This window comes from Sphingobacteriales bacterium (genome assembly GCA_012517435.1).
GTDB lineage: Bacteria > Bacteroidota > Bacteroidia > CAILMK01 > JAAYUY01 > JAAYUY01.
Window position 1 is genome coordinate 1 of the sequence record JAAYUY010000132.1, and the last position, 12,889, is coordinate 12,889.

Below are 12,889 nucleotides of genomic sequence, written 5' to 3' on the forward strand. Positions count from 1 at the left end.
ACTTTTTATGGCCTGAATGGTACCTTTATCGTTGCCGATGGTTAGTTCGACTCCGTTACCGATGATTTTTGCAAGCATGACTGGTGAAATACACAATGCCCCGATAGGTTTGTTCAACTCCAGCATCTCTTTGATGACCTTTTCCACATCAGGATTGACCTTCATATCGACCCCATCAAAAGCAAAAGTGCACAGGTTCTTAGCCACACCAAAACCACCCGGGAATATAATAGCATCATAGTTTTTCCCTGAAAAGGAAGATAATGGCTGAATTTTTCCGCGGGCTATCCGTGCTGCTTCCACCAACACATTTCGCTTTTCATTCATAACTTCTCCGTTGAGGTGGTTAATGACATGTGCCTGCTCAACATCGGGAGCAAATATATCGTAAACAGCTCCTGCTTTTTTTACAGCAAGCATGGTCATGACGGCTTCATGAATTTCTGCCCCGTCATATACGCCACATCCGGCTAAAACTATTGCAATCTTTTTCATACTTCTTTGTTTAATTACTGTTAAAATTAATAATTTTCGTTCTTTATGACCGAAAAGTATTGAATGTTGTCATTGCTTTTTATCTGTAAAATATACAATCCATTCCTGTTGCCGTCAAGATTTAGCTCACTGATACCTGAGGTCGGTTTGATTTTATCAATTACTTGTCCGGTAACTGTTAAAACATTGATTTCGTAGTCTTTATCAGAAATGTCGGCTATTTCGATATAAATTTTTCCATTTGTAGGATTGGGATAAATGCTGACAGAAGGTTGCATGGATTCAGTTACAGATGATTTAATGAAATTATAGTTTGCTGATTGTGAGCTACATCCTTTACTGCTGGTCACGACAACATAGTAAATACCATCACCGGGTGGAACAAATTTTTTGTCTGTCGCTCCTGCAATGATTCCGGTTGATTTATACCATTGGTTGTTGCTGTCGCTGCTGGATATCAGGGTGTCTTTAATTCTCGAAATGGTAGGAACAGGTGGTTTGGGATTAACTATGATCTGATGTGTGGTAGTCTCTGAAAAACAACCGTTTTCATTCACCTGAAGGCTGACTGTTTTTTGTCCGGGGCTTGTCCAGTAGAGCTGATAGGGGCCAATGCCACTACCGGATTGTACAGTGGCTCCGTCAAATGCCCATACAAAATTGGCAGATGCAATGCCATTACCTGTATAGGTAATATTGGCCGGTTTTCCTTCACAAACTTCCTGGGCAAGGGTAAAGGTACTTGTCGGTTTCTTTTTTACAGTGATATTCAATGAATAGGGAAGGGAATTACATGATTTTTCCTTTACCGTCAGGCTTACTTTTTTTGTGCCGTTGCTGTTCCATTTGATTTGATAAGGCCCTTTTCCGCTGCCCGACACTATCTCGGCTCCTGCAAAATCCCACTGATAAACGGCATCGGTTCCGGCTGTCCCGTTAAACGTAACGGTAACTATTTCTTGTTCACACACAGACGTTTTCATATTGAACATGGCCACAGGGGCATCACTGACCTCCACAGTTTCTAATTTGATGGGTGAATAACAACCATTTTCATCAACCTGTAGCGAAACCTGTTTTTGTCCGGGTGACGACCAGTAAATCACAAAAGGCCCTTTTGTGGCTCCTGAAACGATATAGGCTGTTCCAAAGTCCCAGTTGTAGAAAGCCAGAGCACCTGCATTTCCCGTATAGGTTACTGTGTCCATCTGGTCAGTACAAACTTCCTTTTTAAGACTAAAATCAGGAGTTGGGGTTTTTAATACGTTAATATTTGCTGATGCGGGTGTCGAGAGGCATCCGTTTTCTTCAACCGTCAGGCTGATGCTTTTATTGCCTGTACCTGACCATTTGATGATATAGGGGCCTGCTCCGCTTCCTGAAACTACCGTGGCACTCCCGAAATTCCACTGATAGCTGGCTCCTGTGCCGGCACTTCCGGTAAATTTAACCGTGTCTTCAAGTCCTTCACAGATGGTGCTTTTGTTACTGAAAGCGGCTGTTGGCGGATTGTTCACGTTTACTGTTACTTTTGCCTGACCTGATGTACAATTATGATCTTTTATCATCAGGGTAACATTCTTTTGACCGGTGGTGAACCATTTTACCACGTATGGCCCTTTCCCGCTCCCTGACATGATAGTAGCTCCGTCAAAATTCCAGTAATATTGTGCAGATGAACTGGCTGTTCCGGTAAAAGTAACAGTGTCATTGGTTTTCAGGCACGCCTGGGTTTTAACCGAAAAAGATGCGACCGGTATATCATAAACCTTGACTGTTTTAACCGTTTTTGCTGACGTACATCCATTTTCAGTTACCTGTAACGATACCGTTTTACTTCCTGTCTTGTTCCAGTTAATGATATATGGACCCTGACCGCTACCTGAGACAATGGTAGCTGAATCGAAGTCCCATACATAACTGGCTGCTGAAATTCCGTTTCCGTAGTAAATCACTGTATCGCTGATACCATTGCAATAGGTTGAATCAATAAAGAAATAAGATGTTGGCCGTTTCTTTTTGGTAACGCTCACCGGATCTGAGATACCAGAACAGGAGTCGGCTGTCCACACCTGTAAGCTGACGGTGGCTGTATTTTTTAAAACTATTTTACTGCTGCTTTCACCGTTTGACCATTTGTATCTGGCATAGCCCGAAGGCCCCGTCAACACGACACTGTCGCCATCGCAGAATACGGTATCTCCTGTTATGGTAATGGAAGGAGTAATATTAGGGCATACAGTAATCTTGCGGATAACATGATTTTCCATGTCTGCTGCATACAGGCAGGTATCTTTCGGATTCAGTACTATCCCCTTCAGATGATAAAATCTGGCAGCATTGCCGTATCCGTTTGTATATCCCGAAGAACTGACATTTGTACTTCCTGCATAAGTAAACAGAGAATTATTATAATACTTAAAAATGCGGTGTAAATCGGTTACCAGAAGGGCGTTATTCCAGTAAACAAGGTCAGTTGGTGTCCATAAATTGGAATCAACGGTAGTAACCGTGTTGGTACTCATATCAAACTTACGGATACTTGAATTGGAATAGTCGGCAATATAGAGAACACTCCCTGACAGAAAAAGATCAGAAGGATTATTGAATTTGGCAGTTGTTTTTGCATTTCCATCCACAAAACCTGAGGTGGTAGGCTGTCCGGCAATGGTACTAACATTTCCGGCAGGAGTGATTTTTCTGATGCAATGATTGTAGTAATCAGCCACATATACATTCCCTGTATCGTCACAGGCAAGTCCGCTTGGGTAATTAAACTGTGCTGTCGAAGCGTTGCCGTCTGCAAAACCGGGGTAAGAAGTGTAATTGCTGCTGCCTGAAGTATATTTTCCTGCAAATACGGTTACATTCTGGGCATTTCCGATGCTGGTAAAAGGTGATATTTTCCGGATGACATGGTTGTTGAAATCAGCTACATAAACCTCGTTGGAAGGGCCTATTGCCAGTCCTCTCGGGGAATTAAACTTTGAGGTTACTCCGCTTGCATTGTAAAACCCTGCTCCCTGATATTGTCCCGCACGAACATAAACCAGTCCTGTTGTTGTGATCATGCGGATAGTATGTCCCCCGATTTCACTGATATAGATATTCCCCAGTGTGTCGATGGCAATTCCGTAAGGTTGATTGAACTTTGTATTTGCCAGATCGTTGCCACTGGTAAATCCGGCTGTTCCGGGTGTCCCCGCATAAAGACTTACCTGCTGACCGGATAAGTTTTGTGTGGTCAGCATCACCACAGCAATAAATAAGAGTTTCTTCATGTTTCCGGCTTTCATTTTTTAAGAAAAAAAGATTTATTTATATGGCAAATTTACAATTTTTCAGCCTTGTTGAATTAACTACAAACTGACAAGCATGGAAAATCTCATCAACCATGAGTTGGCTGATTTTTCAAAGCTCCGGAGGAATCATTTTCTGGTTTGATTTTAATCAATAATCACCTGCTAAAAGCTTTTTATACCGATATTTGTATATTCATCAAAAGAAACCGGAATGAAAAAAGTAGCCATTATCTTCGTTTTTTTCCTGATAATCACCAGTATATATGCCCAACAGTTGAAAATAGCTGTCCTGAGTGATATTCATTATTTTGATCCGGCACTTTTAATTAAAGACGGAAAAGCTTTTGAAGATTATCTTGCCGGTGACCGCAAAATGTTGCGCGAGAGCGAAGCCATTCTTCAGGCTGCTCTGGATACCATAAAATTGCAGAATTTTGATATGCTGTTAATTACAGGCGATCTGACAAAAGATGGCGAACAATCCTCACATCAGAAACTTGCTGCCATGCTCGGCAATATGGAAAGTAATGGAATAAAAGTGTTTGTTTGTCCGGGTAATCACGATATTAATAATCCAAATGCAGTCAGTTACAACGATACTACTACCACAAAGGTTTCAACAGTTTCACCGGTTCAATTCAGCACTATCTACAAGGATTTTGGTTATGACGAAGCCATTTACCGCGACAATGCCAGCCTGAGCTATGTGGCTGAGCCGGTTAACGGAGTCTGGATTTTATCCATCGATGCCTGTCAGTATAAAAACAACCTGACTCTGGGATATCCGGAAACAAAAGGTAGCCTGAGCTGGGCGACCCGGCAATGGATCAAGGATAGACTTTATGAGGCCAAAAAAAACAACAAGAAGGTAATAGCCATGATGCACCACAACCTGATTCAGCATTTCAGCGGCCAAAAACTGGCATTTCCCGATTATGTCATCGAAAACTCTGACAGCATTGCCGCAGAATTTGTGAAAAATGGCTTAAAAATCATTTTCACAGGTCATTTTCATGCGATGGATGCCATTGAATTGAAATCAGGAACTGATGCTATTATTGATGCCCAAACAGGCTCTCTCATTACTTATCCATGTCCTTACCGCATTGCCGAACTGAAAAACGATCAGATACTTTATCTGTCTGGCAGAAGAATACACCAAATCGTCTATCCGACAGGAAACAAGACTTTTCAGAAATATGCACTGGATTTTATTCAAAACGGAACCCCTGCCATCATCAAAGCACAACTGATGAGCCCGCCTTACAGCCTGAACGACAGCATTGCCACCTGGCTGACTCCGGCAATTGTTGAAACCCTTATTGCTCATTTTCAGGGAAATGAAGGAGAACCATCTCCGCAGACAAAGGATATCATTGACGAGTTGAAAATGAGTTCCTATGCTTTCATGGCTGTGATTCTTGAATCTATCTGGAATGATGCAGCCCCTGACGACTGGAATTTCAGTGTTAATCTTCGTGTGGTGGATGCTCTTGCCGAATTAAAACCGTATTCATGTCAGCTTATTGTTCATCAGGAAGGGAATGGCATTTCTGTCTGGAATGAGGAATCTGAAATGCTTGAATATCAATTGTTTGACATGTCAGGAAATCTTTATGAAAACAGCCGGCAGGCTGGTAACAATCACATTTATTTCAACGATTTAAATCCCGGGACCTATTTGTTCCGAATGAAAACAAATTCGACTTTTTGTAGTTCAAAGATTATTGTCAGATAATCAGCGGATAAGCTGAACAGTTCCTTCAAAACTCAGGATTTCACCTTTGGCTGTTTCAGCCTGAATACGGAAAACATAGGGACCTTCAGCAACTTTTTCACCTTTAAATGTTCCGTCCCAATAGGGTTTTTCCTTTTCTGATGAAAAAATGACTTCGCCCCAGTAGTTCATAACTATCATCTGCAGGTTTTTAATGCACATACCGACCACTGTAAAGCTGTCGTTTATTCCATCTCCGTTGGGAGAAAAAGCATTGGGGACATAAATAAAGGTTTCGTATTTCAGACAAATTTCGTTGCTGACGCTTGCCTGATGGTTACCGTTCTGTTCTATGGCTCTGAGACGGTAGCATTTTTCTAAATTATCTGCTGCTTCAAAGAATTTATCATCCTGATATTCTGTTTGTTTTGTTGAAGAAAATGGTATAAATTCTCCCCGTTCATTCCTGACTTCGAGGATATATTCCTGAACACCGTTTTCCCAGCCTGTAAAATCATTCCATCTTAAAATACTGTAATCAATGCTGCTGCTTTCTCCTTTCAGGCTTAGATGATTCATTTTTTCAGAGGTATCGGCATTTCTTCCACAGGCATCAACGGGAATAACCCTGTAATAATAAATGTTTTCATCAGGATGGATATTTTTTTCAGTAAAATTGGTCGATTGAGTCTCTGCAATCTGAAGGTAATTTACACCATCGGTAGTGCGCAGCAGGCGGTAAGATGCGGAGTGGGGGAGCTTATTCCATTTAATCTCAATAGATTGATTATCAATAACATTTGTGGTAAGCATACGGGTTTTTTCTATCCCTGAAAACCCCTGAATCAGTTTGAGTTGTTTTTTTGCATGTGTTACACATCCATTGGGAGAAGTCAGATACTGGTCGATAGCATATACACCGGGATTGGGATAGAAATGGGATGGGGAAGCCTGGGTATCGCTGCTGCCGTCTCCGAATTCATAGAAATATTTGTACACAATTCCCCGCGTTTCATCCTCGATTTTCAGGAGATAGGGAGCACAGAATTCAGTATGGCTCATCGTAAATCCTGGTTTTGCTGCCTCTATGATGGTGATTATGCTGTCTTTACGTATGGTATCTTTACAAAAACCATTGTCATAAATCAGGGTGATGTTGTACTTCCCGGGATGTGTATAGACATGTACCGGATTTTTTTCAGCCGAAACATGCCCGTCACCAAAATACCATGTCCATTTTTCAGCATCTTTTGATTTCAGCAATTCCGCTTTGGAAAGGTCTTTAAACCTGAACTCATTCCACTGGCAGGCAATATTGGAATCAAACCCAAAGTCGGCAACTGGTTTATTGCTCAATAAAATGCTTTCAGTATAGATTTGACGGTAGCCATAAGATGTTTCTGCTCTGAGTTTTATGCTATGCCAACCCGATTTGCCAAATTTATACACACAAGTTTTACCAATGGCTGAGTCTCCGTTTGGGAATATCCAGACATATTTTGAGAAAAATGCTGAATCACTTTTACTTTTCAGGACAACCGTAGAATCGCAACGCAACTGATATTCAAAACCCACCTGAGTAGGCTTGAAATAATTGTTGGGAAATGATAACCAGGTGAAAATATTCAGATTGATTTTCATGTAGTTGTCGATGAACCTGCATTCATTTCCTTTTTTATTCGGAAATCTGATGACAGCCAGATAAGGCCTGTTCAGATAAGTCAGGTATATTTTTCCGTCAGGTCCTGTTTTGATGGCTGTGAGTGCTTCGTCTTTCACACCGCTTGTAATTTCCTGAAATTCTTTAGTATAGCGGTTCAACTGAATTAATGGGGCACTTCTCGGATAGATTGCAATATCGGTAATGTAAATCATGGAATCATTTGGCGAGAAAGCTGCCTGATTGTACTGGTGTTTCGGATAACCATTGTCTTTATCAGTAGAAACAAAAATAATCTGCCGGTTGGCAAGTTGACCTGTGGCCGGATCAAAACTGTAAAAAAACACATAACTGGCATAATTTGCATTTCTGACGGTGTTGCTTCGGGTAAAATAACAGCTCTCTACCAGTAAATTCCCGTCAAATGAAGGGGTCAGATAGCTGTGATATATTTTTTCAGGCCGGTAAACCGATGGTTTGGAAAAATAAATTTTTACAGGTTTTGAGAAATTATCGTTCACCATCTGAAACACAAAAAAGGTATCAGGGTATTTTTTGGCAATGATCCACTGATTTTTTCCGTTGATATGAGGAATGACAGTGATATTCAGAAAAGTACCTTCAGCCAGTAAAATATTTTTACCAGTCAGCGACTGGCTGTTTATGTCAGCAATGCTGTAGAAAAGTCCCTGTTTCGACTTGCTGTTGTCTGCCAGTGTCAGAATAATAAATTTCCCCTGTTGGACGGATGAGGGTACAATTAAAACCCCCTGATTGGATAACTCACTGCCTTTCAAACCATTACCATTAGTAATAAGTTGATTTTTTTCATTGTAAACATTAAAACCATCTGAATAAAGTAACAGCCGGCCAAAACTGTCGCAAATACTTGCACTTGAATTCGGTTGCTGAATGGAAGGTAAAGATTTAAGAACAACAGGCGGATTGGTATTGAAATCAATTCCGGTGTGATATCCAAAGGTCCAAACATTGCCCTGCTGAGCAATGGTTTTTCCTTCAAACAGCACAAACAGAAGCAAAATAATAGTTTTAAAACATAAATAGCCTGTATTCCTTAAGTTAAAGTATTTAAGCAATTTATGTAAAAATTCTTTGTTCATTCTTTGCTCAATAATTGATGGTCAAATTTAAAAAACATGCTTACCTCTTTGCAAGTTTTTTTCGGGAGGAGCTTTTAGATGAGTTTTTGATAAAAGATTGCTTAATTCCCTCATGAATTCCGGTTCTTCGCTGGGAGTATTACAATTTTTATTCCATATAATTAATTTAGACTAAAAATAAATAAAATTCCTGCCGGTAAAAATGGCTGTAAAGTCTTATGAGTGCAGGATTTGACGGATAGAAAGGTTTTTAATTATCAGTAAGTTGAAGTGTTAAGTCAATGAAAATCAGTTTCCACCTAAAAATTTAGCCACTTTTTTGAGGTTGTTCATGAAGTCTTTTACCCGCGAAGTGGAGACATCAGCCTGCGAACCATCTTCAAGAACTACATAACCTCCTCGTCCTTTTACATACTTCTTCAGGTATTTCATATTGATCAGGTGCCGTGAATGGATGCGGACAAAATTTTTATCGGCCAAAAGTTTTTCAAAGTTATTCAGGCTTTTTGAAACCACAAGGCGGCTTTTGTTCAGCAGGTGGAAGATGGTGTAATTATTATCCGATTCACAGCGGACAATTGAATCAATATCAATAACATGGAGGCCTTCGAGTGTGGGAAGGATTATTTTGGTCTGCTGATCCGACATATTTTCCTGCAATACTTTCAGCCGGGTATTATACTCATCTTCGGTGCTTATTTTTTTGACCCTGCCCACAGCCTCCTGTAAATCCTTGAAATTGATTGGTTTAAGTAAATAGTGCAAAGCTGAGAACTCAAATGCTTTGAGGGCAAACTGGTCGTAGGCGGTTGTAAATATGACATCAAAGAATTTGTATTCAACTTTTTCGAGGATTTCGAAACCGTCACCATCAGGCATCGCAATATCGAGAAAAACGAGGTCGGGCTGAATATCGTCAATGACCTGTATGCCTTCGCGAACGTTTGCGGCAACACCTACCACTTCTACCTGCGGACAATATTTTTCCAGCAATGTTTGCAGTGCCATCATGCTGTTTTTTTCATCTTCCACGATGACAGAACGTATTTTTTCTTCCATAACTAATTGATTGAAAATGTTTCATTTTTATGATAACTCACGTAAATATCCACCCGGGTTCCCGAAGGCTGTCCGTTTTCGTCCTTTAAATCTTTAATGACGACCCGCATATTGGTTTTATTCAGCCTGTTCATCAATTCCAGACGCTCTTCAATATTACGCATTCCTGTGGGTTTATGCTGCTTTCTGCGTGCTGAAATTTCTGCTGATTTTTCACGCCCTATGCCGTTATCGGTGATGGAAATCAATAAAGTATGGCGTGTATGAAGTTTAAATTCAATCATGATTTTGCCATGTCCTTCTTTGGGAATCAGCCCGTGCCAGATGGCGTTTTCAAGGTAAGGCTGTATGAGCATGGGAGGAATTGACAGGTTGGCACTTTTTATATCTTTGCTGATAATAATCTGATATTCAAATTTATCTGAAAATCTCAGGCTTTCAAGCTCCAGATACAGGCGTATGGTTTCTATTTCTTCATCAAGGCTGATGGTTTCATGTTTGGAATTTTCAAGGATTTTTCTGATCAGTGATGAAAAGTTTGTCAGGTAAATATGAGCTGTTTCTTCATTTTTCTGCAAAATAAAATTCTGTATGGAGTTAAGAGAGTTAAAGATAAAATGAGGGTTCATCTGGTAACGCAGGGCTTTTTGTTGTGCTTCAATGTATTCTTTTTCAATGGTGAGCATCTTTTTCTCAAGGTCGTGTTTCGTTTTTATCCTGAAAATATAATAGGTAAAGATCAGATAAACGATGAGTAATGATATGAGAATCAATATAGCATAAAACCACCATGTTTTCCAGAACGGAGGCCTGATGATGATGCAAAGGGTAGTACCTGTATTGTTCCATATCCCGTCATTATTAGAGGCAATGATTGTAAAGAAATATGTTCCGGGGGGCACATTGGTAAAGGAAGTCCAGCGTTTGTCGGCAGTGGAGGGTGTCCAGCTGTTTTTAAAATTTTTAAGGCGATAAAGGTACTTGTTTTTAGCCGGATTGGTAAAATCAAGTGCAGAGAACTCAATGGTGAAAAAATTCTCATTGTATTTCAGGATGATGGTGTCGAGGTTATTCAGGTATGAAAATCTTTTCGTATCAAAAACCCAGAAACCTGTTACTACCGTGGAAGGAATATTTTTGTTGAGGTGGATGTTTTCCGGCAAAAAACGGTTGAAACCGTTCATCCCGCCAAAGTAAATATATCCGCGTGAGTCCATCAGGGCCGCATTATGGTTAAATTCATAACCCTGAACCCCATCTTTAACGTCATAGTTAACAAAACTTTCATTTTTTGGGTCAAAACGGGTAATGCCATGATTGGTGCTCATCCACAGATATCCTTTTGAATCTTCGAGTATCCGGTACACAATGTTGTTGGCCAGTCCGTTTTTTTCAGTATAATGCCTGAATTCTTTAGTTACCGGGTCGTAGCGGTTTAATCCTCCACCGAAAGTTCCTATCCAGAGTATTCCTTTGCTGTCTTCAAAAACAGAAAAAACACTGCTGACTGACAGGCTGTTCTGGCCGGAAATATGGCTTAAGGCAGAAAAATTATCAGTTTGGCGATGGTAAAGATTCAAGCCGTTGTAGGTCGAAAACCACAATTGCCCTTTACTGTCTTCATAAATGGAAAAAATAGAATTGCTTGAAATACTGTGAATATGGCTGCTGCTGTAGTGATAATGTTTAAATTTTCCGGTTTTTCGATCCAACACATTCAGCCCGCAGTCGGTTCCGACCCATAAAACCCCAAAACGGTCTTCATAAACTTTCCAGACGTAATCACAGCTCAGAGAGTGTTGATCTTCGGGGAGGCTGTGGTAAACCGTGAATTTTTTCGTAACAGGGTCGTATCTGTTCAGTCCCTGCCCGAAGGTGGATATCCAGATAATTCCCTCCGAATCAATGAAAATATCGCGTATCAGATTTCCTGACAATGAATTGGGATTCTTCGGATCGTGAACCATATAGGTAAAAGTTCCTGTTTCAGGATGAAAAATATTTATTCCGTTATTTGTTCCAATCCAGATGTCTCCTGTTAGTTTATTTTCACAAAAAGACCAGATGATGGAGGAATTCAGGCCGGTATTGTCATTCAGTTTTTTTAAAAAATGTTCAAAAGAAAAGGCATGCCGGTTGTATTTTATCATTCCCTGCCAGGTCGTACCAACCCACAGAATGCCGTTTTGATCAATGAGTAATGATTTGATGAAATAGTTGTCAAATTGTTTGATGAAACTGAAATGCGTGCTCATATCTCGTCCGTCAAGGCTGCTGAACACCTGAAGGCCGTTTCCATTGGTACCAACCCATAATAAATCTTCTTTGTCGATACACAAAGCATTGATTTCATCTCCTTTGAGTTTAAACTGGCCCTTTTCGCTGCTGTGGTACCGGACAATATTGCCGTTGATGAGGTTGAACATATATAACCCATTGGTACTTCCTGCCCAAAGGTGATTATTCCTGTCTTTCACAACTGTATGAAACGGGATGGAGGTCGTTTCTATGAAAGAAGCAATTTTTACAGGAATATTGCATTTTCCGGTATAAGGATCGATGGCTTTCAATCCGCACTCAGTAGCTATCCATAAAATATGATTGTCGTCAAGAAAAATATGGTTTATTTCTTCAGCCTGACAGGTTTTACAGCTTTTTACCTGAATCCTTATCCTGCTGATTTTCAGATTTTTATCAATTTTATTTACTCCTGATTTGGTTCCGATAAAAACATTGCCCGACTGATCGCCAGTTATCGAAGTAATGGTATCGTTAAGCAAGGCATTTGGGTTGTCGATGTCAGCATAAAAGTGTCTGAATGTAAAGGTTTTGTGGTCGAGCAGATTCAGGCCTTTGTCGGTACCAATCCAGATTTTTCCTGAAACATCTTCATAAATGGCATTGACTGTCCGGTGAGTTATTCCCCTGGAAGGATAGTCGAGGTCGGGGCGGATAACGGTAAAGTTGTAGCCATCATATTTGTTAAGTCCGTCCCAGGTGCCTATCCACAAATAACCGTTTTTATCCTGCATAATGCAGTTGACATCATTTTGCGAAAGACCGGGGAAAAGTTTGCTGAATTCGGAAGTAATAATCTCATAATTGTTTGAATATGAATATTGTGCATTCGCAGAGGTTAAGAATGCCAGTTGCAGGGCGACTGAAAGGCTTATCCATGCAAACTGAAATAATTTGTGCTTAACTGCCTGTTGAATCTTCAAATTTTCCCTGATTTAAAGCTTTCTATCAGGCTGAAAGATACGTTTATCAGTAATAAAGGGAAAACATAAATGAGTAATACTGCAAAAAATTATGTTCAACCATTAAGCTGAATGATTGATTGTGTTGAGCGTACAATAGGGATGATAACTATAAATATTTTTTCAGGATATTGGTCAGGGTTTGTTTGTCATGGAGACCGACCAGTTTTTCAACCATTTTACCATCTTTGAATATCATCAGGGTCGGGATACTGGCAATCTGAAAACGGTTGGGAACATTATAGTTTTCGTCAACATCGAGCTTATATACGCTG

The 12,889-nt window shown here is 40.2% G+C and carries 7 protein-coding genes; 1 reads left to right on the forward strand and 6 read right to left on the reverse strand.

All coding sequences use genetic code 11. From position 1 onward, the window contains the following. The coding region (elbB, locus tag GX437_07670; GenBank protein ID NLJ07530.1) for an isoprenoid biosynthesis glyoxalase ElbB at positions 1 to 495 on the reverse strand (495 nt) is incomplete at its 3' end. Positions 496 to 521: 26 nt separating this feature from the next. Then, positions 522 to 3,776 (reverse strand): T9SS type A sorting domain-containing protein, encoded by a 3,255-nt coding sequence (locus tag GX437_07675; GenBank protein ID NLJ07531.1) that lies wholly within the window; start codon positions 3,774 to 3,776, stop codon positions 522 to 524. A 232-nt stretch (positions 3,777 to 4,008) separates the two neighbouring features. Here GX437_07675 and GX437_07680 point away from each other — a divergent pair, with 232 nt between their 5' ends. Beyond that, positions 4,009 to 5,535 carry a T9SS type A sorting domain-containing protein gene (locus GX437_07680; protein NLJ07532.1) on the forward strand — a complete coding sequence of 509 codons (1,527 nt, stop codon included), beginning with the start codon at positions 4,009 to 4,011 and terminating at the stop codon, positions 5,533 to 5,535. Here GX437_07680 and GX437_07685 read toward each other — a convergent pair whose 3' ends face one another. The 4 genes from GX437_07685 to GX437_07700 form a co-directional block, all read right to left on the reverse strand. Further along, positions 5,536 to 8,214 carry a T9SS type B sorting domain-containing protein gene (locus GX437_07685; GenBank protein ID NLJ07533.1) on the reverse strand — a complete coding sequence of 893 codons (2,679 nt, stop codon included), beginning with the start codon at positions 8,212 to 8,214 and terminating at the stop codon, positions 5,536 to 5,538. It abuts the gene before it with no gap. A 369-nt stretch (positions 8,215 to 8,583) separates the two neighbouring features. Next, a complete protein-coding gene (locus GX437_07690; GenBank protein NLJ07534.1) occupies positions 8,584 to 9,354 on the reverse strand; it encodes a response regulator transcription factor in 771 nt (256 codons plus the stop codon). A gap of 2 nt (positions 9,355 to 9,356) precedes the next feature. Continuing rightward, the gene (locus tag GX437_07695; GenBank protein ID NLJ07535.1) at positions 9,357 to 12,575 is read right to left on the reverse strand and encodes a histidine kinase; all 3,219 of its coding nucleotides are present in this window, start codon (positions 12,573 to 12,575) and stop codon (positions 9,357 to 9,359) included. Positions 12,576 to 12,723: 148 nt separating this feature from the next. Beyond that, positions 12,724 to 12,889 (reverse strand): thioredoxin (locus tag GX437_07700; protein ID NLJ07536.1); only part of this gene is annotated, 166 nt, incomplete at its 5' end.